The 21,295-nt window shown below is 73.5% G+C and carries 20 protein-coding genes; 9 read left to right on the top strand and 11 right to left on the bottom strand.

The features are described from left to right. Window positions 1-636: 636 nt before the first annotated feature. The gene (locus AB0O19_RS14420) at window positions 637-1,128 is read left to right on the top strand and encodes a hypothetical protein (RefSeq protein ID WP_363619514.1); all 492 of its coding nucleotides are present in this window, start codon (window positions 637-639) and stop codon (window positions 1,126-1,128) included. 96 nt (window positions 1,129-1,224) lie between these two features. Here AB0O19_RS14420 and AB0O19_RS14415 read toward each other — a convergent pair whose 3' ends face one another. Further along, entirely contained in the window at window positions 1,225-2,184 is a 960-nt protein-coding gene (locus tag AB0O19_RS14415; protein ID WP_363619513.1) for an aldo/keto reductase, read from the bottom strand. Between the two features lie 164 nt (window positions 2,185-2,348). On the opposite strand from AB0O19_RS14415, the gene AB0O19_RS14410 reads away from it, so the two are divergent. Next, complete coding sequence (locus tag AB0O19_RS14410; RefSeq protein ID WP_363619512.1) at window positions 2,349-2,765, top strand: VOC family protein; 417 nt, start codon at window positions 2,349-2,351, stop codon at window positions 2,763-2,765. Window position 2,766: 1 nt separating this feature from the next. Here the strand turns inward: AB0O19_RS14410 and AB0O19_RS14405 are convergent, their stop codons facing one another. Further along, complete coding sequence (locus tag AB0O19_RS14405) at window positions 2,767-3,474, bottom strand: helix-turn-helix transcriptional regulator (RefSeq protein ID WP_363619511.1); 708 nt, start codon at window positions 3,472-3,474, stop codon at window positions 2,767-2,769. Between the two features lie 129 nt (window positions 3,475-3,603). Further along, a complete protein-coding gene (locus AB0O19_RS14400; RefSeq protein WP_363619510.1) occupies window positions 3,604-5,139 on the bottom strand; it encodes an MFS transporter in 1,536 nt (511 codons plus the stop codon). A 233-nt stretch (window positions 5,140-5,372) separates the two neighbouring features. On the opposite strand from AB0O19_RS14400, the gene AB0O19_RS14395 reads away from it, so the two are divergent. Then, window positions 5,373-6,125 carry a TetR/AcrR family transcriptional regulator C-terminal domain-containing protein gene (locus AB0O19_RS14395; protein WP_363619509.1) on the top strand — a complete coding sequence of 251 codons (753 nt, stop codon included), beginning with the start codon at window positions 5,373-5,375 and terminating at the stop codon, window positions 6,123-6,125. Window positions 6,126-6,132: 7 nt separating this feature from the next. Here AB0O19_RS14395 and AB0O19_RS14390 read toward each other — a convergent pair whose 3' ends face one another. Next, entirely contained in the window at window positions 6,133-6,906 is a 774-nt protein-coding gene (locus AB0O19_RS14390; RefSeq protein ID WP_363619508.1) for an isocitrate lyase/phosphoenolpyruvate mutase family protein, read from the bottom strand. Next, window positions 6,903-7,064, bottom strand: coding sequence for a hypothetical protein (locus AB0O19_RS14385; RefSeq protein WP_363619507.1), 162 nt, complete (start codon window positions 7,062-7,064; stop codon window positions 6,903-6,905). The genes AB0O19_RS14390 and AB0O19_RS14385 overlap by 4 nt, the downstream gene beginning before the upstream one ends. Before the next feature lie 157 nt (window positions 7,065-7,221). Between AB0O19_RS14385 and AB0O19_RS14380 the strand changes: the two genes are divergently transcribed. Continuing rightward, entirely contained in the window at window positions 7,222-7,908 is a 687-nt protein-coding gene (locus AB0O19_RS14380) for a winged helix-turn-helix domain-containing protein (protein WP_363619506.1), read from the top strand. Between the two features lie 173 nt (window positions 7,909-8,081). Here the strand turns inward: AB0O19_RS14380 and AB0O19_RS14375 are convergent, their stop codons facing one another. Together AB0O19_RS14375 and AB0O19_RS14370 are read right to left on the bottom strand one after the other, a co-directional pair. After that, window positions 8,082-8,879, bottom strand: a complete 798-nt coding sequence (locus tag AB0O19_RS14375; RefSeq protein WP_363619505.1) for a VOC family protein — start codon at window positions 8,877-8,879, stop codon at window positions 8,082-8,084. A 141-nt stretch (window positions 8,880-9,020) separates the two neighbouring features. Then, entirely contained in the window at window positions 9,021-11,423 is a 2,403-nt protein-coding gene (locus tag AB0O19_RS14370) for a terpene synthase family protein (RefSeq protein ID WP_363619504.1), read from the bottom strand. A gap of 345 nt (window positions 11,424-11,768) precedes the next feature. Between AB0O19_RS14370 and AB0O19_RS14365 the strand changes: the two genes are divergently transcribed. Next, on the top strand, window positions 11,769-12,404 hold the full coding sequence (locus AB0O19_RS14365) for an HhH-GPD-type base excision DNA repair protein (RefSeq protein ID WP_350876398.1): 636 nt from the start codon (window positions 11,769-11,771) through the stop codon (window positions 12,402-12,404). A gap of 129 nt (window positions 12,405-12,533) precedes the next feature. Here the strand turns inward: AB0O19_RS14365 and AB0O19_RS14360 are convergent, their stop codons facing one another. Then, a complete protein-coding gene (locus AB0O19_RS14360) occupies window positions 12,534-14,054 on the bottom strand; it encodes an MFS transporter (protein ID WP_363619503.1) in 1,521 nt (506 codons plus the stop codon). A 141-nt stretch (window positions 14,055-14,195) separates the two neighbouring features. Here AB0O19_RS14360 and AB0O19_RS14355 point away from each other — a divergent pair, with 141 nt between their 5' ends. Beyond that, window positions 14,196-15,161, top strand: coding sequence for a YafY family protein (locus AB0O19_RS14355; protein WP_363619532.1), 966 nt, complete (start codon window positions 14,196-14,198; stop codon window positions 15,159-15,161). A gap of 374 nt (window positions 15,162-15,535) precedes the next feature. Here the strand turns inward: AB0O19_RS14355 and AB0O19_RS14350 are convergent, their stop codons facing one another. Continuing rightward, complete coding sequence (locus tag AB0O19_RS14350; protein WP_363619502.1) at window positions 15,536-16,054, bottom strand: YbhB/YbcL family Raf kinase inhibitor-like protein; 519 nt, start codon at window positions 16,052-16,054, stop codon at window positions 15,536-15,538. A 268-nt stretch (window positions 16,055-16,322) separates the two neighbouring features. On the opposite strand from AB0O19_RS14350, the gene AB0O19_RS14345 reads away from it, so the two are divergent. Next, on the top strand, window positions 16,323-17,489 hold the full coding sequence (locus AB0O19_RS14345) for a hypothetical protein (RefSeq protein WP_363619501.1): 1,167 nt from the start codon (window positions 16,323-16,325) through the stop codon (window positions 17,487-17,489). A 31-nt stretch (window positions 17,490-17,520) separates the two neighbouring features. Here the strand turns inward: AB0O19_RS14345 and AB0O19_RS14340 are convergent, their stop codons facing one another. Next, window positions 17,521-19,086 carry a helicase HerA-like domain-containing protein gene (locus AB0O19_RS14340; RefSeq protein ID WP_363619500.1) on the bottom strand — a complete coding sequence of 522 codons (1,566 nt, stop codon included), beginning with the start codon at window positions 19,084-19,086 and terminating at the stop codon, window positions 17,521-17,523. Between the two features lie 202 nt (window positions 19,087-19,288). Here AB0O19_RS14340 and AB0O19_RS14335 point away from each other — a divergent pair, with 202 nt between their 5' ends. Next, window positions 19,289-19,585, top strand: coding sequence for a type II toxin-antitoxin system VapB family antitoxin (locus tag AB0O19_RS14335; protein ID WP_063348635.1), 297 nt, complete (start codon window positions 19,289-19,291; stop codon window positions 19,583-19,585). Window positions 19,586-19,838: 253 nt separating this feature from the next. After that, window positions 19,839-20,519 (top strand): LytR C-terminal domain-containing protein, encoded by a 681-nt coding sequence (locus AB0O19_RS14330; RefSeq protein ID WP_363619530.1) that lies wholly within the window; start codon window positions 19,839-19,841, stop codon window positions 20,517-20,519. Between the two features lie 74 nt (window positions 20,520-20,593). On the opposite strand, the gene upp is transcribed toward AB0O19_RS14330, so the two are convergent. Continuing rightward, the gene (gene upp / locus AB0O19_RS14325) at window positions 20,594-21,229 is read right to left on the bottom strand and encodes a uracil phosphoribosyltransferase (protein WP_350876411.1); all 636 of its coding nucleotides are present in this window, start codon (window positions 21,227-21,229) and stop codon (window positions 20,594-20,596) included. Window positions 21,230-21,295: the final 66 nt, after the last annotated feature.

Genomic DNA, 21,295 nt, shown 5'->3' with positions numbered 1-21,295 from the left:
GCAAGACGCTCGGCTGGGATACCCCAGCCGAGCGTCTACGTGATCTACTCACCGTCTGAAACCAAGCGGTGTTGCGACGACCCCTTGAACCTAAGTTCGACGGTCCGGGCCTTCGTCGTTCTGCGGTGCGGGGACACCACTGGGTGAACTCCGCGCGGCGGGCGGTTCGACTGCTGCAGGGCGCCGGAACCACCCTGGTCCAGGTCGACCCGGACGGCGCCGTCGGCGTGTTCGCCCGGATCGACCCGGCGAAGCTGCCCGGACCCTGCCCCGGCGGCACCGAGCGGGCCCCCGCCCGGTGCCGGCGCCCCGTTCGGGCTCGCGGTCGACCTCGACCACGACGTCGTGTACTTCGTCGACGACGCCACCAACTTCCTGGACGTCCCCCACTGACCTGGACCGCCCACGCGGAGGGCCCGGACCGCCTCGCGCGGTTCGGGCCCTCGCCGGTCCCACGGCTCCGACCGGTCGGCCGGTGCCGGAAGCGGCTTCCGCCCTCCCGCGCTGCGCCGCGAGGGAGACTAATCGATCTATTAGCCCCGGAATTAGTCCAGGTTAATACCTGGACACGTGGAGACATGACGTGCAAGTATCTGTCCTGCCGCCAGACGGGCGACACGTCGGAGGGGAAGAAACATGACGCAGGACAACCAGCAGTTCATCTCGGTGCCGGTGCCGGCTCAGTACGTCACGCAGGTGTACGCGTTCCTCGCGGAGCTCTCGGGCGCCGCTGCGGGGCCCCCGGCGGCGGCGCCGGCCGAGGGGGGGCCGCAGGAGGACGGCGAGTGGCCGTTCGTCGAGTGGACCGTGCAGGATCTGCGCCGACTGACGGCCGACCCGCTGGACTCGGTGCAGGCGGTGACCGGGGTGCTCGACATCCTGGCGAAGCAGCCCGGCGAGCGGGTGAGTTACACGTCCCTGGTCGAGCTGCTCGACGTGGACCGGAAGCGGCTGCGCGGCGTGCTGTCCGCGTTCACCCGGGTCGTGCACAAGCACTACGGCCGGCGGAACTGGCCGATGAGCTGGGTGGAGGCGCTGAGTGACGGGGCCGAGTTCAAGTCGGAGTTCTTCTACACGGTGAGCGAGACCACCGCCAACCGGTGGCGGGCGGTCCGCGCCCAGGGCTGACGGCGCCCAGGGCTGACGGCGCCCAGGGCTGACGGCGCCCAGGGCTGACGGCCGCAGGAGTGACGGCGCGCAGCCGGTTCGAGGCGGACGCCGCGGTCAGGCCGCGGTGTCCAGCCGCCGGCGCTGGTCCTCGTCGAGCACCAGGTCCAGGGCGGCCAGGCTCTCGTCCAGCTGGGCAACGGAGCTGGCGCCCACGACCGGGATCGTCGGCACCGGGTGGCCCAGCAGCCAGGCGAGCACCACCTGGTTGACGGTGGCCCCGGTCTCCTTCGCCACCTCGGCCAGGGCGGCCAACTGGGCCTGCACCACCGGCCACCGGTACTTCTCGGACAACGGCCGGTCGGGCCGGCAGTACGCGCCGCCGAGCAGCGGGGAGTACGCCAGCAGCAGCAGCTCCGGCCGCCGCGCGACGTACGACAGCAGCTCCTCGTCGGCGTGCTTCTGGATGCCGAAGTCCGCGTCCGGCCGCGGCCGGAGGTAGCTGTGGCGCTGCTGGACGCACCGGTAGCCCGGCCAACTCCGCTGCTCGGCGAGCTCGTTGGCGGCGGCCAGGTCCGCGGCGCTGTGGTTGCTGCAGCCGAGCCGGCCGGCCTTTCCGTCGGCCACCAGCTCGGCGAAGGCGCCGAGGGTCTCCTCGACCGGGGTGGACGGGTCCGTCACGTGGGCGTAGTAGACGTCCACGCGGTCGGTGCCGAGCCGGCGCAGGCTGCCCTCGGCCGCGTTGCGCAGCGCGGCGGCGGACAGCCCCTCCATGTGCGCGGGGAAGGGGAGTTCGGGCACCGGGCGGGCTCCCGCCTTGGTGGCGAGCACCAGTTCGTCGCGGTTGCGCCGGCGGGCGATCCAGCGGCCGAGCAGTTCCTCGCTCTCGTACCCCGTCCCGCCGGGGGCCCAGAAGGCGTAGTTGTTCGAGGTGTCGACGAAGGTCCCGCCGGCCTCGGTGAACCGGTCCAGGGTCGCCGTCGCGGTCTGCTCGTCCACGGTGGTGCCGAAGGCCATGGCGCCGAGGCACAGCGCGCTGGCCTTCGGTCCGTCAACTCCGAGACTGCGGTACAGCATCAGTCATCCCTCCCAGGGGGGCGTCGGCAACGGTGGTGCGTGCCGGGATCGGGTCACCGGAATCATTACCCCGGCCGTGCCCGACTCGGCCAGTGTGCAGACCGGCCGGGAGACCGTCCGATTCGTTCAAGACGGGCGTCCGGGCGCCGCCTACCGTGACGGGCATGAACAGCACACCAGCACCGCAGTTCGCCGTCGTGGGCCTCGCCGTCTCGGACCTGGCCGCCTCGATCGCCTTCTACCGGCGGCTCGGACTCGCGTTCCCCGACGGGGCCGAGCAGGAGCCGCACGTCGAGGCCGTGCTGCCGGGCGGGCTGCGCCTGGCCCTCGACCCCGACTCCACCATCCGCTCGTTCCACCCGGACTGGCTTCCGCCGGCGGGCGGCGGCCGGACGGCACTGGCGTTCCGGTGCGCCGACCCCGCCCAGGTGGACGCGGTCTACGAGGACCTGGTCGGCGCCGGGTACCACGGCGAGCTGAAGCCGTGGGACGCCTTCTGGGGCCAGCGGTACGCCGTGGTGCACGACCCGGACGGCAACGGCGTCGACCTGTTCGCGCCGCTGCCGGACGCCGCGGCCTGAGTCAACGGGGCAGCAGGACGGTCGCCGACACTCCCGCCAACTCCCGTACGTCACGCGCCAGATGGGCCTGGTCGGCGTAGCCCGTCCGGGCCGCCGTCTCGGCCAGGGGCACGCCGGAGCGGGCCAGCGCGAGGGCGCGCTGCAAGCGGAGGATCCGGGCCAGGGTCTTGGGGCCGTAACCGAAGGCGGTCAGTGAGCGGCGGTGCAGTTGCCGCGCGCCGAGGCCGACCGCCTCGGCGGTCGCCGCGACCGAGCGGCCGGCCGCCAGGGCATCGGCGGCCGCCCGGACGAGCGGGTCCACCGGCCGCGCGTCGGCCGCCAGGCGCAGCGCCAACTCCTCCAGGGCCACGGCCGGGTCGGGCGCCGCGTCGATGCGTCCGGTACGGCGGCGCACCTCGGCGCCGGGCCGGAGGTCGGCCAGGTCGACCCGCCGGTCGCGCAGTTCGTACGCGGGCACGCCCAGCAGGGCGGGGGCGGCGCCGGGCGGGAGGCGGACGCCCGCCCACGGGCCGCGCAGCCCCGGTCCGAGTTGGAAGGCGCGGGTGTCCGGCCCGGCAACGAGGAGCCGGCCCTCGGTCCAGAGCAGGTCCATGCAGCCGTCGGGCAGGACGAGTCCGGCCGCGCCGCCGCCCGTGCTCCCGACGGCCCGGCGCTTCCACACGACCGCTCCCGGCAGCTTCGACGCCCGCTCCGCGTACTCGGGGGACATGGGGCCCAGGCTACGCGCCGCCTCCGGGGGTCGCCGGGGGGCGGCTACAAACCGGCGGCACGCCGACGGCCCCGGCCGCACGCCGACGGCCCCGGCCGCACGAGGCAGGCAGGGCCGGGGCGAGCAGGCTCAGCCCACCCGCTGGACGACCCCCGCCTCCGCCGCGCCCTCGACCGCGTCCTCCACCGGGCCCGCCGCCGGAGCGGCCTTCCGGCCGTCCCGCATCAGCACCAGCGTCAGCCCCGCGGCCGCCAGGACGGAGATCCCGCCCGCCGTGAAGGTGACGGAGGCCGCGGTGTTGAACGCGTCGCGGGCGGCGGCGGCCAGTCCGCCGTCCCCGGTGCCCGCGGCGAGGGCGAGCGCGTCGGTGATCGCGTGCTTCCCCGCCGTGGGCGCGTCGGTGGGCATCGCGCCGGTGTAGGTGCTGGACAGGACGGCGCCGAGGATGGCCACGCCCAGCGCGGAACCGGACTGCTGGATGGTGTCGTTGAGCGCGGAGCCGACGCCGGCGTGCTCGCCGGGGATCGCGCCCATCAGCGCGTTGGACGCGGCCGGCATCGCGAGGCCGGAGCCGGCGCCCAGCACCAGCATGGCCAGGGCGACCTTGACGAAGCCGTCGCCGACCGAGAGCGTGGCCAGCAGCCCGAACCCGGCCGCGATGACCAGCATGCCGACCGAGGTCAGCACCCGCGGGGCGACCTTCCTGCCGAGCGCGGCACCGACGGCGTTGAACACCAGCGAGGCGACGGCCAGCGGGATGAACGCCAGGCCGGTGTCGGCGGGCGAGAACTTCAGCACGAACTGCAGGTACTGGGTGAGGACCAGCATCAGGCCGCCGGTGGCGAAGGTCAGCAGGACGAGCGAGAAGCTGGCCCCGGTGAACACCCGGTTGCGGAACAGCTTGAGCGGGACCATCGGCGAGTCGGTCCGGAGCTGGCGGACGACGAACCCGGTCAGCGCGAGCACCCCGACGACGAGCGGGCCGAGCGTGCCGGGGCTGGTGAGGCCGTCCCGGGGCAGCACGGTGATCGACCAGACCAGCGCGGTCATCCCGGTCATCGAGAGCACCATGCCGGGCAGGTCGGGCCGGCGCCACGGCCCCTTCGACTCCGGCATCAGCACGACCGCCGCGATGACGGCGACCACCGTGACCGGCACGTTGAGCAGGAAGACCGCGCCCCACCAGAAGTGCGCGATCAGCGCACCGCCGAGCACCGGCCCGCCGACCATGCCGATCATGGCCACCGCGCTCCACACGGCGATCGCCTTGGGCCGTTCCTCGGCGTCGAAGACGGTGATCAGGATGGAGAGCGTGCTCGGCATGACCAGGGCTCCGCCCACGCCCATCAGCACGCGTCCGGCGATGAGCTGGCCGGGGCTGTCGGCGACGGCCGCGACCAGGGAGGCGGCGCCGAACAGCACCAGCCCGATGATCATCACCTTCCGCCGGCCGAACCGGTCGGAGAGGCTGCCCGAGGTGAGCAGCAGCCCGGCGAAGACCAGGATGTACGAGTCGATGATCCACTGGATGTCCTGGGCCCCGGCCCCGAGGTCCGCCGCGATCTGCGGGATGGACACCGCGAGCACCATGTTGTCGACCACCAGCACCAGGCTGCTGAGACAGAGCACGACCAGGATGAGCCAGCGGCGCGGCTGACGGTCCACCGCGGTCCCCCTTCGAAGTGAGCGCGCCGGCCGCGGCCGGACGAAAGTCCTCGCGGGCGCACCGCGGTCCGTCCCCACGGCCGCGGCGCGCCTCGCTCCGCACACCGTGCGGACACCGAACACTGTACGGAGACCGCACAGTGTTCGCAACGCCGTACGGTGTGCGGCGCGGCTTATGCTGAACGGAGCAGCCGAGCCGAGCACAGGCGGGCGAAGACCGAGAGGAGGGCCGGATGCCGGCCAGGTCGAAGGACGCGCCCGGGACACCGTGGAGCCGCCCCGAGCGCCCCCGGCGCGAGCAGCCGGCGCTCAGCCGGGCCCAGATCGTCGCGGAGGCCCTGGCCATCCTGGACAGCGACGGCATCGAAGCCCTGAGCATGCGCAAGCTCGGCGCCCGCCTCAACGCCGGCGCCACCTCGATGTACACCCACGTCGCCAACAAGGACGAACTGCTCGCCCTGGTCGTCGACGAGGTGTTCGGCAAGATCCGGATCCCCACGGTCACCGACACGGACCCGGCGGACTGGCGCACCACCCTCGCCGAGTGCGCGGCCAGCACGCGTGAGGTCGTCCTGCGCCACCCGTGGATGGTGTCGGTGATCGGCGACCTGGGGCTGGTCTACTTCGGGCCCAACTGGATGCGCCTCTCCGAGGCCCTGCTCACCTTCCTGGATGCGGCCGGCTTCACCCCGACGGAGGCCAACGACGCGATGGGGGCCCTGCTCGGCTACGTCATCGGGACGGCCAGCGTGGAGGCCGCCTGGCTGAGCGCGCTGGCCCGGCAGGGCCGGGACGAGCAGGGCTGGATGGACGAGCTCGTGCCCGCCGTCATCGAGGCCACCCGGGACTTCCCGCGCCTGCACCACCTCTACACCACCGAGGTCGGCTCAGCGACCGACGGCGGCCGCGACAGCGGCTTCACCAACGGCGTCCGACTGATCCTGGCCGGCATCGAGGCCACCCGGCAGGACCGACCCGGCAGATGACGCATCGTCACTTCCTGCTCAGCTCCTGGACCTCGGCGTAGCCCGGCACCGGACCGACCTCATCGCCCGCACCGACGGCCGCCGCCGTGGCCACCGCCGCCGCCAGCGCGGAGCGGTACAGCAGCGAGCCGAGGCTGACCCGGGCCACCCCCAGCGCGGCAAGCTCGGCGAAGCCCGGACCGGTCGGCGTCCAGAGGACGTTGAGCGGGGCGGCCAGCCGTTCGACCAGCGCCACGATGGCGGCCGGATCGGCCAGCCCCGGGACGAACACGCCGTCCGCGCCCGCCTGTTGATAGGCCTCCAGGCGGCGGACCGTCTCCGGCCCGGGGTCGTGGCGCCCGGCCCAGCAGGTGTCGGTACGGGCGTTCACGAAGAGCTCCGGCACGGCCGCCTTCACCGCCGCGATCTTCGCCGCGAGGACGGCGGACGGCGCCAGGGTGCCGTCCGCCCGGCCGTCCTCCAGGTTGATGCCGACCACCCCGGCCTGCGCCAACTCGACGGACAGGCAGGCGACTTCCTCCGGATCATCACTGAACCCGGACTCGGCGTCCACGCTCAGCAGGAACCCGCTACGGCCCAGCCGGCGGGCCAGCCGCACGGTCTCCGCGCGGGTGACGGCCACGCCGTCGGGCAGGCCGGCGGCGGCGGCCACGCCCAGGCTGGTGGTGCCGATCGCGGCGTAGCCCTCGGCGGCGAGGGCCACGGCCGAGGCGTGGTCCCAGGCGTTCGGCAGCAGCAGCGGCCGGCCGGGGCGGTGGTGCAGGGCGGCGAAGGGGGTCATCGGGTCACCTCCGGGGAGTGGTCGCCGACGGCGCCCGCGCAGAACGCGGACCCGACGACGTGGTGGACGAGTCGGCGCGAGCCCCAGCCGGTGCCCGGCGAGTCGTCCGGGGCCGCGGTCACCTCGCCGCGGCGGGAGAACATCGTGGGATCGTCCATACCGGCCATCCTGGCTCCGGCTCGTTTCGGCCCACGCCGAACCGTGCCGCCCCCGACCGCCCCGCGACGCGACGCCGACGGTTCGGCCTGCCCCCGACCGCCCCGCGACGCCGACGGTTCGGCCCGCGCCGAACCGTGCCGGGGCGACCATGGAGGCATGTCGCTCGCCGCCTTCGCCGCCCTGCTCGCCGACCCCACCCGCGCCGCGTTCTGCACCGCACTGCTCGACGGCCGCGCCTGGACGGCCGGCGAGCTGGCCCGGCACGCGGGCGTCGCGCCGTCCACGGCCAGCGAGCACCTGTCGCGGCTGATCGCCGGCGGGCTGCTGGCCGAGGAGCGGCAGGGGCGGCACCGGTACGTCCGGCTGGCCACCCCGGAGGTCGCCACCCTGATCGAGGACCTCACCGCCTTCGCCGACCAGGGTGACCGGCCCACCCCGCACGGCCTGCGCGAGGCCACCCGGCAGAGCGCCGAGGCCCGCGCCCGCACCTGCTACGACCACCTGGCCGGCCGCCTCGGCGTGGCCGTCGCGGACGCGCTGCTCGCCCGCGGCCTGCTCACCGACGACGCCGGGCTCGCCGTCACCGGGCGCGGCCGGGCCTGGCTGGCCGCGCAGGCGATCGAGCTGCCCGAGCGGGCGGGCCGCCGGGGCGGGCGGCCGGTGGTGCGCAGCTGCCTGGACTGGACGGAGCGCCGCAGCCATCTCGGCGGGGCGCTGGGCGCGGCACTCTGCCGGACGGCGCTGGACCGGTCCTGGGTGGAGCGGATCGGCTCCGGCCGGGCCCTGCGGGTCACCCCGGACGGCGACCGCGCACTGCGCGAGCTGCTCGGCGTCGAGCTCTGAGCGATCGGGCCGCCGGGGCGGGCCTCGGCATCAGCCGGACCTCAGGACCGGACGCCCCTCAGGACCGGACGCCCCTCAGCCCCGGGCGACCTCAGCCCGTCGACTTCGCCCCGTCCAGCGCGGCAGATCGCGGTACCCGTCCAGCCGCTCGACGAGTTCCTCCCGCTCCCCCCTCAGGCGTCCGCCACCTCGGGCGGCTCTCCCGAGGTCCGGCCGAGGTCGATGATCCCGAAGGCCGCGCCCTGCTGGTCGCCGACAGCGGCGAACCGGCCGAACGGGCTGTCCATCGGCCCGAAGTGCACCGTGCCGTCGCGCGCCCGCAGCCGTTCGAGCGCGGCGTCGGTGTCGTCGACCGCGAAGTACACGCTCACGTACGAGGGCACCTCGGGCGGCAGGAAGTCGCCCTCCGCCCCCATCCGGCCCAGCACGGGGCGGCCGTCGACCTGGAACATCCGGTAGTCGAAGTCCTCGGCGTCCATCCGCTTCACGCCGAACGGGAAGACCGCGGGGAAGAACGCGTCCGCCTTCGCGGGCTCGCGGGTCACCACCTCGGCCCAGCTGTACGCGCCGGGCTCGCCCTGCTTCTCGAAGCCCTGGTGGCGGTCGCCCTGCCAGACGCCGAACACGACCCCGCCCGGGTCCCTGGCGATCACCATGGTGCCGAAGTCGCCGATCTGCATCGGCCCCATGACCACCTCGCCGCCGTTGGAGCGGATCCGCCCGGCGGTGGCGGCGGCGTCCGGCGAGGCGAGGTACAGGCACCAGGCGGACTGCGCCTGCGCGCCGGGCATCGACGGCACGATCGCGGCGACCGCCTTGCCGCCCGAGTACGCCTGCGTGTAGTTGCCGTACTCCGACGAGCTCTCGCCGAAGGTCCAGCCCAGGACGTCACCGTAGAACGCCTTCGCGCCCTCCGGATCGGTGAACATCGCGTCGACCCAACAGGGCGTGCCCTCAGGTAGCGCTGCCATCTCTTCCGCCCTCTCGCCTGGCGACGTGCGCCCGCGATCCGGAGCGCACCCGGCCCCGTCCGGCCACCCTAGCCAGTACCGGGCGCACCCGCGCGGGATCGGCCCGCACGGGTGCGCCGTGGACTGGTCCCCCCCCGCCGGTCAGCCCAGGGCCGCCACCCCGGCGGCCGGGGCCGCACCGGCTCGCGGCAGGCGCAGCGAGGCCGTGCCCAGGCCGGTCGGGCCGACCGGGAAGGCCGCGGGCCCGGGCAGTTCCTTCACCGCCGCCCCCGCCTTGAGCTCCCGCTCCGCGCCGAAGTGCCGCAGCAGGTCCTCCTCGCGGTACCGGCGGCAGTCCCGGTGCCAGACCAGGATGCCCGCGAGCCAGTTCTCCAGCTCCTCCACGTACCCGTCCAGCAGCTCCCTCGCCTCCGGCTCCAGCGCGAAGTCGTCGTACAGGACGGGGAGTTCCTTCCCCGCGACGTGCTGGAACTGGTCCAGCCGGGAGTGCATCAGGTCGTCGACGATCCGGACCGCCGACGGGTAGTCGCAGTTGAAGAAGTTCTGCACCACCAGGACGGCGTTGTGCACCTCGCCCTCGTACTCGATCTCCTTCTGGTACGAGAACAGGTCGTTCATCATGCACGCGTAGTCCGCGGCCGAGTTCTCCAGCGAGCGCATCGAGCCGTGCTCGTACACCGCGGGCGGCACGACCTGGCCGTGGGCGAGCCGGCACAGGCTCATGGTGAGGTCGGAGCCGAAGGTGGCACGGCGCATCTCCAGGTAGTCCACCGGGTCCGGGATCCGGTTCTGCACCTGGTTGTTGAGCTCCCAGATCCAGCTCGCGGTCATGTCCTCGACGGTCTGGCGGAACTTCCGCCGGGCGTCGGCCGTCATCGGGCCGGCGGTGCGCTCCCAGATGTCGGCGAGTCCGCGTTCCAGGGCGTTGGCGGGCTCGGGCGCGGGGCTGCCGTCCACCGGCATGAACAGCGGGAGTCGCTCGTTGGCGAGCTTGGCGCCGGCCAGGTCGCGGGTGCGGCCGAAGACCACCGGGTAGTAGTCGTCGGCCCAGGTGCCCCAGGCCAACCAGGCGGAGGAGACGTCGAGTTGGTCGGCGGTGGCGTCCGGGTGGATGCCGGCCGCGCAGAGCGGGAGGTCGTAGTCCCGCATGGACGCGGCGTCCCAGATGCCGGATCCGGGGATGCCGGGCTGCTCCTCCAGCATGCCCATCCGCGCGGCCCACTCGATCACCCGGTCCCGCGCGCCGTCCAGGTGCGGGCTCAGCGTGGCCTCGAACGGCAGCTTGAACTCGGGCAGTTGGGACGGCCCGACGGCCTGGTACGGCACGTGGCTGTGCGACCGGGCCCGCCGAACGGCCGGTCCGACGCCGCCCGGGCCGCCCGAACCGGCCGGACCGGCCGCAGGTCCACCGCCGCCCATCGCCCCGCTGCGCAGGATGTCCAGCGCCGAGGTGCCCACCCCGCCGATCGCGAACGGGTCCCACCAGTTGCCGGTGCCGGGCAGCGCGCCGCCCGTCCCCGCCGCGACGCGGCCGCCCGAACCGGCCGCCGCACCACCGCCGTTCATGTACCGGCTGGAGCGCATGTGCCACTCGTGGCCGCCGGACTGCCAGTCCTGGAGGCCCTTGACGTACGCCAGCACCCGGGCGCGGCCCTCGGGAGCGAGCCCGGTCTCGGCGAACAGCACGGGCAGTTCGGTGAACACGGTGTTCTCGAACTGCTGGAGCCGCGAGGTGAGCAGGTCGTTGACCGCCTCGGCGGCTTCCTGGGTGGAGCACTCCAGGAACTTCTCCAGCACCAGGATGCCGTTGCTCAGCTCGCCCTCGTCCTCCACCTCCCGCTGGTAGGAGAAGATGTCGTTGCGCAGGTGCACGCCGTCCGAGAAGGCGTCCATCAGCACCCGCAGCGCGCGCGAGCCGGAGACCTCCTTCGGGACCTCGGCGCCGGCCGCGTACTCCACCAGTTGGGCGGACCAGGGCGCACCGCCCACCTTGCGGCGCATCTCGATGTACTCGACCGGGTTGGAGACCCGGCCGGCGTTGATGTTGGCGAGCTCCCAGAGCGACTCGTTGAGCAGGTTTCGGGTGCTCTCCGCGAAGCGGATCCGCCAGTCCTCGCCCATCACCGGCACGGTGCGCCGCCACAGGTCGGCCAGGCCCGCCTCGACCGGGTTCTCCGGCTCCGGCATCGGGGTGGCCGGGTCGGCCGGCATGAACAGCGGCAGCCGGTCGAGGTGCGCCTTGCCGGCCTCGCGGTCGTTGGTGCGCTTGAACATGTCGAGGAAGTGGTCGTCGAAGAAGAAGACCCACACGTACCAGTCGGTGACCAGCGAGAGCGCCTCGGCGGAGGCGTCGGGGTGGGTGTAGGCGCAGAGCAGGCCGTAGTCGTGGGCGTCCAGGTCGGTCTGGTCCCAGATGCCGGAGCCCTCCAGCATGCCCATCTCCCTTGCCCAGACGGAGGAATGGGCCCGGGCCTCGTCCAGGTGGGGGTTGAGGCGTGCCGGGTGCGGCACGTAGAAGGACGGCAGTTCGAACGGCTGGGTCACGGCGGGCGAGCCTTTCTGGACGCGTCGATTGCACCAAGAATGACCCGCCGGCAGGTCGCCGCACCGGCGCAACAGAAACAGTCATACAAGATGACCTACCTCGCTCCAGCCCGCCCGGGCCGCCCGCCTCCTCGCCACCCGAAGCGGGCAAAAAGTATTCCGCCGGCTCTCCCGACCGCCGGAGCTGGCATCCCAGGCGGTCGCTCCGCCAACGAACAAGCCAGCTACGCCAAGGCCCTGGAACTCCAAGACTTCCCCTGCTACGGGCGTGTTGACCGCCCCCGCCCCCGCCCCGTCCACCAGACTGGGCGCCGACCCGACGTCAACTCCGAGGAGGGCAAGCCCATGAACGTCACCGTCCGGCTCGCACAGCAGCCCGAGGCCGACGAACTGCTCGGACGGAGTGCGCTGGCCGCGCTCGTCGGCATGTTGCTCGACCAACAGGTGCCGATGGAATGGGCGTTCACCGGTCCGCTGACCATCGCCCAGCGGCTCGGACGGAACGACCTGGACGCACGGGAGATCGCCGTGTACAACCCGGAGGAGTTCGTCGCCCTGCTGTCCGCGAAGCCCGCCGTGCACCGTTACCCCGCCGCGATGGCCAAACGGGTCCAGCAGCTCTGCCAGTTCCTGGTGGCGCAGTACGACGCCGACGCCGCCGCGCTCTGGAAGGACACCCGCACCGGCAAGGAGCTGCTCAGCCGCCTCAACGCCCTGCCCGGTTTCGGCAAACAGAAGTCGCAGATCTTCCTGGCCCTGCTCGGCAAGCAGTACGGCGTGCGGCCGGAGGGCTGGCGCGAGGCGGCCGGCGTGTACGGCGAGGAGGGCGCGCACCGCTCGGTCGCCGACATCACCGGGCCCGAATCCCTCGACCTGGTACGGGAGTTCAAGCAGGAGATGAAGCGCGCCGCGAAGGAGGCCAAGTCCGCGGCGAAGACCACGCCCCGGACGACGGCGGTGAGCACGGCCGGGGCGCGCTGAAAGCCGATCGCCCGGCCGGGAGCCGTTGCCGAGCCGCCGAGGAGTCCACCGCCGTACGGTCCACGGCCCTCCCAGGATGCGCCGAGGGCCCCGGTCGCACCGCGCGACCGGGGCCCTCACCCGTGCCCGTCAGGCCAGGACGGGCTCCCGCTCGTCCGTCGGATCCGCCGCACCCGCCGTCGCCGGCGCGTCCACCGCGCCCGCCGCATCCGCGTCGGCCTGTGCGACCGCCTTGCGCCGCGGCAGCGCGAACATCAGCAGGAACACCACCAGCAGCGCCCCCGCGACCCACCACATCGCGTGGACGAACGCCCCGCCGAACGCGGTGCCCATCGCCTCCGGCGCGACCACGTCGTCCATCGCCCCGAAGAAGGCCACCGACACCAGCGCGAGCCCCAGCGCGTTCCCCATCTGCTGGACGGTGTTGATCAGCCCCGACGCCGAACCGGCGTGCGCGCGCGGCACCTCCGCCAGGATCGCGTCGGTGATCGGCGCGACGATCAGGCCCATCCCCAGGCCCATCACCACCAGTGGCAGCGCCATCTGCCAGGGCGCGATCGCCGTCCCGTACCGGTCCGCCTCCCAGATGTACGTCAGCACACCCGCCGCCATCACCAGCGCGCCGGTCTGGAGCACCCGGCGCCCGAACCGGGGCACCAGCTTCTGCACGGACAGCCCGGCCGCGGCCGAGACGGCGAGCGAGAACGGGATGCCGGTGGAACCGGCCTTGAGCGGGCTCCAGCCGAGGCCCAGCTGCATGTACAGCGTCCAGACCAGGAAGAAGATCCCGCAGACCACCCCGAAGGCCAGCTGCACGCCGATACCGGCCGCGAAGCTCTTCACCCGGAACAGCGACAGCTCGACCAGCGGCGAGCCGTCCCGCCGCGTCTTGGCCTTCTCGTACGCCACGAACAGCGCGAACACCACCAGGCTGCCGGCCATCGACAGGTAGCCCCAGAGCGGCCAGCCGGCCTCCCGCCCGTGCGTCAGCGGGTAGATCAGCATCAGCAGGCCGACGCTCGCCAGCGCCACCCCGACCAGGTCCAGCTTGAGCGCCCGCTCGGCCTTCGACTCGTCGATGAAGCGGCGCCCGAGCAGCAGCCCGGCGATGCCGACCGGCAGGTTGATCAGGAAGATCGGGCGCCAGGCCAGGCCGAACAGGTCCCACTCGGTGAGCAGCGCGCCGATCAGCGGCCCGGAGACGGCGCCCAGCCCGACCACCGCTCCGAACATGCCGAACACCTTGCCGCGCTCCTCCGCCGGGAAGGTCGCGTGGATGATCGACAGCACCTGCGGCACCATCATGGCCGCCGTGCCGCCCTGGAGCACCCGCATCCCGACCAGCATCTCGGGGCCGGAGGCCAGGCCGCACAGCGCGGACGCCACGGTGAACCCGCCGATGCCGATCAGGAACAGCCGCTTGCGGCCGTAGATGTCGCCCAGCCGGCCGCCGGTGATCAGCCCGATCGCGAAGGCCAGCGCGTAACCGCCGGTGACCCACTGGATGGCGCTGAAGGAGGCGCCGGTGTCCTCCTGGATGCTGGGGATGGCGATGTTGACGATGGTGACGTCCACCAGGTCCATGAAGGAGGCGACCATCACGATCGCCAGCGCGATCCACCTCCGTCGGTCCGCGTCCGCGGTCTTCATTCGGTACTCCTCATTCGTCCTGCTCGTCCTGCTCGTCCTGCTCGTCCTGCTCGCGCTGCTCGCACTGCTCGTCGGCACGTCCACGAGGGTACGGGGCATGTAGGTCAGATCCTGTCCCAGTTGTCCGGCATCCTGGACGGCATGACGGACACCCCCGCACGGCTGCTGAACCTGCTGTCCCTGCTGCAGACCCCGCGAGAGTGGCCCGGCAGCGAACTCGCCGAACGGCTCGGCGTCAGCCCCCGGACGATCCGGCGCGACATCGACCGGCTGCGCGACCTCGGCTACCCGGTGCAGGCCACCATGGGCGCGGTCGGCGGCTACCGGCTGGTCGCGGGGACGGCGATGCCGCCGCTGCTGCTGGACGACGACGAGGCCGTCGCCATCGCGGTCGGACTGCGGGCGGCCGCCGGGCACGCGGTGGTCGGCATCGAGGAGGCCTCGGTCCGCGCCCTCGGCAAGCTGCTCCAGGTGCTGCCGGGCCGCCTGCGGCACCGGGTGGGCGCGCTCAACACCGCCACCGTGCCGCTGCTCACCGGCGACGGCCCGACCGTCGACCCGGACGACCTCACCGTGCTCGCCGGCGCCGTCACCAACCGGGAACGGCTGCGCTTCGCCTACCGGGCCGGCGACGGCGCCGAGACCAGGCGCAACGTCGAACCCGAGCGGCTGGTCTCGGCCGGCCGCCGCTGGTACCTGGTCGGCTACGACCTGGACCGGGACGACTGGCGGCTCTTCCGCGTCGACCGGCTCAGCGAACCCCGCGCCACCGGCGCCCACTTCACCCCGCGCCCGCTCCCGGCCGAGGACGCCGCCGCGTACGTGGCGGGCAAGCTGCGCCGCCAGTCACCGGCCCGCGCCGTGGTCGCCACCGTGCACGCCCCGGCCGCGAGCGTCCGACGGCACTTCGACCGGGGGGACTCCGAGATCGAGCCGATCGACGAGCACCGCTGTCGGCTGCGCTCCCGCACGGACTCCTTGGAGTGGACGGCGGTGCGGCTGCTGACGCTGGACTGCGAGTTCGAGGTGCACGAGCCCCCGGAGCTGATCACCCACCTGCGCGCCCTGGCCGCCCGCGCCGACCGGGCCACCCGCGCAGACGGTTAGGCCTCGATCCGGTACCAGCGGTCCCCCGTGCGGAACCACAGCGCGCCGACCCGGCCGTGCGCCCGCGCACCCGGTCGAGCGCGCCGGGCACGCCCGGCTGCCGGCGCCGGGTCTGCTTCCACTCCTCGCCGATCAGCTGATACCGGGTCAACTCCCCGCCACTGGACAAGAAGCCGCCCTGACCGCCGTGGACCGCGAAGCCGACCGGCAGCCGGACCGGCGGCCAGGATCCGGCCGGCGTCTGGTGCTGCTCCGGCGCCACCAGGAGGGCCGGTTCCCCGGCCGGCCCGACCGTCCAGGCCACGGCCCTGCGACCGGCCGACCGGTCCTCCTCGGGCAGCCGCCGGACCTCGACCGGATCGTGGCCCCCGTGCTCAGACCCCGTACTCGGCGGTGAGCAGCGCCCGCCCCAGCGTGTGGAAGGTCAGGTGGAAGCCGATCTGGGCCGCCGGGGTGTCGGCGGAGACGTCCAGCTTCTCGACGTCCAGGGCGTGCACCGCGAACACGTACCGGTGCGGGGCGCCGGGCGGCGGGGCGGCGCCGTCGTACTGGTGGCCGGGGAAGTCGTTGCGGCCGTGGAAGGAGGCCGCGCCGGGCAGGTCGTCGTCCGAGGAGCCGGCGCCGCGCGGCAGTTCGACCGTGTCGGCGGGCAGGTCGAGGGCGAGCCAGTGCCACCAGCCGGAGCCGGTGGGCGCGTCCGGGTCGTAGCAGGTGACGGCGATGCTCCGGGTGCCCTCGGGCAGGCCCGACCAGGCCAGCTGCGGCGACCGGTTGCCTCCGGCGTGGCTGAACTCCCCGGCCAGTGTGCCGCCGTCGGTGATGTCCTGGCTGGTCAGCGGGAAGGACGGCACCTGCGGCAGGAAGTCGTACGGCAGCGGCGGGCGAACGCTCATGGGGTGGTCACCTCTCAACGGGCCGTGCACGGCCTCGGGCTGAAGGACGCTGAAGGACACGGTCCGACGGGCACGCACTGTCGGACACGCGCTGTCGGACACGGCCTGACGGACACGGCTCACTGTAGTGGGGGCCCGTCCGGTCCGGCCGCCCCGATCCGGCCGCCCCTCGTTCGGGCCCGGTCCGCTCGAATTGCCAGGTATAGACCAATCAGGCGCCTGCGGCTAGCGTGGACAGCGCACCCGCCCCCAGCTCCGGAGCCGCACCGTGGAGTCGTCCGTCCTCGCCTTCGCCACCGACCTGCTCGACGAGGGCGCCGACACCTTCTTCGGCAACCTCACCGACCGCGCCGGAGTCGGCGGCGTCACCCTCGCCTCGGTCTACCACGAGGCCCGGGACGTCTTCCCGCACAACCCCCGCCGGGTGATCCGCTACCTGGAGCCGGGCGCGGCCTACTTCCGCCCCGATCCGGCCCGCTGGCAGGGCCGTCGGCTGGCGCCCGTGCCCTCCACCGCGATCGGCGACCGCGACCCCTTCGCCGAGGCCGCCGCCGAGACCCGCCGCCGGGGGCTGAAGCTGCACGCCTGGACGGTGTTCTGCCACAACGACCGGCTCGGCTTCGCCCACCCGGACTGCGCCCCGGCCAACGCCTTCGGCGACCGCCACCTCACCGAGCTCTGCCCGGCCCACCCGGAGGTCCGGGAGTACGCACGGACCCTGGTCACCGAGCTGGCCCGGTACGGCGTGGACGCGATCCGGGCCGAGTCCCTGCACTTCCACGGGCTGCGCCACGGCTACCACCACGAGCGCTACTTCGAGGAGCTGGGCGCGGGCGCCGAGGCACTGCTCGGCATCTGCTTCTGCCCGCACTGCCGCGCCGCCGCCACCCGCGCGGGCGTCCCGGCGGAGGAGGTCGCGGAGGCCGTCCGCACCGAGCTGCGCCGCCGGCTGGCCGCCGAGGCGGCCGCCGCCGAACCCGCGGACCTGAGCGCGCTCGCGGACGGCGCCCTGGCCGCCTACCTGGACGCCGCCACCGCCACCGTCACCACGCTGGCCGCCGAACTGACCGAGGAGGCCAGGCGCCACGGCATGCGGCTGAGCTTCATGGACGGCGCCGGCCCGGGCAAGGGCTGGCTGTCCGGCATCGACCTGCCCGCGCTCGCCGAGGCGACCGACCAGATCGAGACGCTCGGCTACGCGAAGACCCCGGAGGCCGTCCGGGAGAAGGTCGCCGCGTTCGCCCTGCACGGCGTCCGCCCCCAGGACATGGCGGTGATCCTGCGGCCGATGGCCTCGGACTGCGACGGTCCGGCGAACCTCGCCGCCAAGATCGCCACCCTGCGCGAACTGGGCGTCCCCGAGGTCGAGTTCTACAACTACGGCCTGATGCGGCTGTCCTCGCTCGACCGGATCGGCGCCGCCCTGGCCGGCTAGGCGCCCACCCCCACCGTCCGGGGCCCGGCCGCTACCGCCGCCGCTTGGACGTCCCGAACAGGCTGCGCGAGATCTCCTGCCCGAGCTGCTTCCCGGCCGAACGCGCCAGGGACTTCACCGTCGGGTTGCTGAGCAGCGAATCGAGCAGCCCGCCCGCCCCCTTCGGCTCCTCCCGCCGCGGGGCGGGCTCCCGCTCCTTCGGCGCCCTGGCCGGTGCGGCGGCCTCCGGCCTGGGCGCCCGCGCCGCCCGCGCCGCCAGCTTCTCGTACGCCGACTCCCGGTCGATCGCGTCCCGGTAGCGCGCCGTCAGCGGCGAGGCGTCGACGACGGCCCGCAGCGCGCCCGCCTCGATCGGCCCCATCAGGGACTGCGGCGCCCGCAGCCGGGTGGCCGCGACCGGCGTCGGCGCGCCCTTCTCGGAGAGCACGGTCACCACGGCCTCGCCGGTGCCGAGCGAGGTGAGCACCGCGCCGAGGTCGTAGGAGGAGCGCGGGAAGGTCGAGACGGTGGCCTTGAGCGCCTTGGCGTCGTCCGGGGTGAAGGCGCGCAGCGCGTGCTGCACCCGGTTGCCCAGCTGCGCGAGCACGTCGGAGGGGACGTCGCGCGGGGATTGGGTGACGAAGAAGATGCCCACGGCCTTCGAGCGGATCAGCCGGACGGTCTGGGTGATGGCCTCCAGGAAGGCCTTGGAGGCGCCCTTGAACAGCAGGTGCGCCTCGTCGAAGAAGAACACCAGCTTGGGCTTGTCCAGGTCGCCGATCTCGGGCAGTTCCTGGTAGAGGTCGGCGAGCAGCCACATCAGGAAGGTGGAGAACAGCCGCGGCCGGTCCTGGACGGCGGGCAGTTCCAGCACCGAGACGACGCCCCGGCCGTCCGGGGCGGTCCGCAGCAGTTCGGCGGTGTCGAACTCGGGCTCGCCGAAGAACGCCCCGGCGCCCTCGTTCTCCAGCACGGTGAGCGCGCGCAGGATCACCCCGGCGGTGGCCGACGAGAGGCCGCCGATGGTCCTCAGCTCCTCCTTGCCCTCGGGCGAGGCGAGGAAGGCGATGACGGCGGTGAGGTCCTTGAGGTCGTACAGCTCCAGGCCCTTGGTGTCGGCGTAGTGGAACACCAGGCTGAGCGAGGACTCCTGGGTCTCGTTCAGGTCGAGCACCTTGGCGAGCAGCAGCGGCCCGAAGCTGGTGACGGTGGCGCGGATCGGGATCCCGGCGCCCTGGCCGCCGAGCGAGTAGAACTCGACCGGGCAGCCCTGCGGGGTCCACTGCTGCCCGACCTCGGCCGCGCGGGCGGCGGTGCGCTCGCTCGGCGCGCCGGGCGCGGCGACGCCGGAGACGTCCCCCTTGACGTCGGCGAGGAACACCGGCACGCCCTGGGCGGAGAGCTGTTCGGCGATCAGCTGGAGGGTCTTGGTCTTGCCGGTGCCGGTGGCGCCGGCGACCAGCCCGTGCCGGTTGAGCACCCCGAGCGGGATGCGCACCTGGGCGTCCGGGTAGGCGGTGCCGTCCAGCAGCACCGCGCCGAGGTCGAGGGCGGGCCCGGTGAAGGCGTACCCGTCGGCGATCTCCCGGACGGCCGGCGGGGTGGGGGCGGAGGACATCGGGGCACTCTCCTGGGCGGTGCGGGGAGGCGGGGCGGGCCCGGAACCCGGTCCCGGGCGGGCCGTGTCCCGATCGGAACCGGGCGATGTTCGCGACATTTCCCATCAAACAGCCGCAATCGCCCTCCCGCAGCTCACACCCGAGCGCGTGGCGGCGTCGCGGCGGCTGCGCCATCCGCCGCCCAAACGGTAGGCTTTCCGTGTGATCTTCAAGCGCATCGGCAATGGGCGGCCGTACCCGGATCACGGCCGGACGAGCACCCGCCAGTGGGCTGACGTCGCCCCACGCCCGGTGCGGCTCGACCAGCTGGTGACCACCAAGGGGCAACTCGACCTCGAAACCCTGCTCGCCGAGGACTCGACCTTCTACGGGGACCTCTTCGCGCACGTGGTGAAGTGGCGCGGCGACCTGTACCTGGAGGACGGACTGCACCGGGCGGTGCGGGCCGCGCTGCAGCAGCGCCAGGTGCTGCACGCCCGGGTCCTCGAAATGGAATGACGGACCCTCTGCACGGGCTCCCGGACCGCCCCCTCGCCATCCGGCGGAGGGCGGTCCGCGCGTACCCGGGTACCTCCTTTCGGGTACCGGCGTACTCCAGATGATGATCATTTAGTACCTTCGCAGCCTGACGGCACTACGCTGCTGACTACGGCCGCGACCAGGGGATCCGCCCGCACCACGGGATCCACCCGCACCAGCCGATCCGTCATCCCGACCCCGCCCTGGCACGAGGGGGAGACAAACCGTGAGCATGTTGACTCCCCAAGGCCTCAAGGGGAAGCAGTACCGCGTCACCGGCAACGCCTATCCACGACTCGGCCGGCCCCCGAGGAAGAGCCGCAAGGTGATCTCCGGGCTCGCGAGCCTGCTCGCCCTGGCCCTGATCGGCCTCGGCGGCGTCCAGCTCTACGACATCTTCAGCGGGAAGAACAAGAACTCCTCCGCCCAGGCCTGCGTGACCCCGTCGGGCAAGCCGCTGGCCGCCCCCTCCCCGGGCGCCACGCCCGGTGCGCCCACCGACTCCGGCGCCCCCGCCGCCCCGGGCGACCCGCACGCGATCCCGCAGCCGGCCGGCGTCACGGTGAACGTCTACAACGCCACCACCAAGGGCGGCCTGGCCGGCCGGACCGCCGAGGAGCTCAAGAAGCGCGGCTTCACCATCGGCAAGGTCGGCAACGCCCCGGCCGAACTGGACAAGAAGGTGCCCGGCACCGCCCAGGTGATCGCCGGCCCGGCCGGCGCCGGCGCCGCCACCCTGCTCGGCTCGCAGATCGCCGGCGCCACCACCACCGCCGACGCCCGCACCGACGGCACCGTGGACTTCGTGGTCGGCGACAGCTACAACGCCCTGCTGGACGAGACCCAGGCGGCCGCCGCCCTCGCCCTCGCGACCAAGCCGTCCCCCACCCCGACCGCCACCGGCAGCTGCTGAGGCCGGTCGTCCCGCGCGACAGGAGAGCCCCCCGGCACCGCGCCGGGGGGCTCTCGTCCGTTCGGGGGATTCGCTCAGCCGGCGGTGCCGTACAGGCGGTCGCCCGCGTCGCCGAGGCCGGGCACGATGTAGCCGTTCTCGTTGAGCCGCTCGTCCAGGGCGGCGGTGACGACGGTGACCGGCAGGCCGGCCAGCTCGCGCTTCATCACCTCGACGCCCTCGGGGGCGGCCAGCAGCACCACGGCGGTGACGTCGGTGGCGCCGCGCTCGATCAGCATCTTGATCGCCGCGACGAGGGTGCCGCCGGTGGCCAGCATCGGGTCGAGTACGTAGACCTGGCGGCCGGAGAGGTCGTCCGGCATCCGGGTGGCGTAGGTGGAGGCCTCCAGGGTCTCCTCGTTGCGCACCATGCCGAGGAAGCCGACCTCGGCGGTCGGCAGCAGTCGGGTCATCCCGTCCAGCATGCCGAGACCGGCGCGCAGGATCGGCACGACCAGGGGGCGGGGGTAGCTGAGGCGGGTGCCGAGCGTGACCGCCACGGGGGTGGTGATCTCCACCTCGTCGGTGCGGACGTCCCGGGTGGCCTCGTAGGCGAGGAGGGTCACCAGCTCGTCGGTCAGGCGACGGAAGGTCGGCGAGTCGGTGCGCTCGTCGCGCAGGGTGGAGAGCTTGTGGGCCACCAGGGGGTGGTCGACGACGTGGAGACGCATGTATCGAGGTTAGCCCGGGTCTGGACGCCTGTACGACTCGCCGCGTGCCGACCGCCCCCGTCGCCG

The organism is Kitasatospora sp. NPDC091276 (assembly GCF_040684355.1).
Classification (GTDB): domain Bacteria; phylum Actinomycetota; class Actinomycetes; order Streptomycetales; family Streptomycetaceae; genus Kitasatospora.
Note: the sequence above shows the minus strand (reverse complement) of the source record. Positions and strands in the feature narration are given on the sequence as shown.

Bases quoted from the DNA above. Each gene is read 5' to 3' on its own strand.
- AB0O19_RS14375 (WP_363619505.1), bottom strand. From the start codon at position 8,879: ATGGCAGCGCTACCTGAGGGCACGCCCTGTTGGGTCGACGCGATGTTC.
- AB0O19_RS14340 (WP_363619500.1), bottom strand. From the start codon at position 19,086: ATGTCCTCCGCCCCCACCCCGCCGGCCGTCCGGGAGATCGCCGACGGG.
- AB0O19_RS14360 (WP_363619503.1), bottom strand. From the start codon at position 14,054: ATGAAGACCGCGGACGCGGACCGACGGAGGTGGATCGCGCTGGCGATC.
- AB0O19_RS14365 (WP_350876398.1), top strand. From the start codon at position 11,769: ATGAACGTCACCGTCCGGCTCGCACAGCAGCCCGAGGCCGACGAACTG.
- AB0O19_RS14350 (WP_363619502.1), bottom strand. From the start codon at position 16,054: ATGAGCGTTCGCCCGCCGCTGCCGTACGACTTCCTGCCGCAGGTGCCG.
- AB0O19_RS14380 (WP_363619506.1), top strand. From the start codon at position 7,222: ATGTCGCTCGCCGCCTTCGCCGCCCTGCTCGCCGACCCCACCCGCGCC.
- upp (WP_350876411.1), bottom strand. From the start codon at position 21,229: ATGCGTCTCCACGTCGTCGACCACCCCCTGGTGGCCCACAAGCTCTCC.
- AB0O19_RS14355 (WP_363619532.1), top strand. From the start codon at position 14,196: ATGACGGACACCCCCGCACGGCTGCTGAACCTGCTGTCCCTGCTGCAG.
- AB0O19_RS14410 (WP_363619512.1), top strand. From the start codon at position 2,349: ATGAACAGCACACCAGCACCGCAGTTCGCCGTCGTGGGCCTCGCCGTC.
- AB0O19_RS14420 (WP_363619514.1), top strand. From the start codon at position 637: ATGACGCAGGACAACCAGCAGTTCATCTCGGTGCCGGTGCCGGCTCAG.
- AB0O19_RS14405 (WP_363619511.1), bottom strand. From the start codon at position 3,474: ATGTCCCCCGAGTACGCGGAGCGGGCGTCGAAGCTGCCGGGAGCGGTC.
- AB0O19_RS14390 (WP_363619508.1), bottom strand. From the start codon at position 6,906: ATGACCCCCTTCGCCGCCCTGCACCACCGCCCCGGCCGGCCGCTGCTG.
- AB0O19_RS14330 (WP_363619530.1), top strand. From the start codon at position 19,839: ATGTTGACTCCCCAAGGCCTCAAGGGGAAGCAGTACCGCGTCACCGGC.
- AB0O19_RS14395 (WP_363619509.1), top strand. From the start codon at position 5,373: ATGCCGGCCAGGTCGAAGGACGCGCCCGGGACACCGTGGAGCCGCCCC.
- AB0O19_RS14385 (WP_363619507.1), bottom strand. From the start codon at position 7,064: ATGGACGATCCCACGATGTTCTCCCGCCGCGGCGAGGTGACCGCGGCC.
- AB0O19_RS14415 (WP_363619513.1), bottom strand. From the start codon at position 2,184: ATGCTGTACCGCAGTCTCGGAGTTGACGGACCGAAGGCCAGCGCGCTG.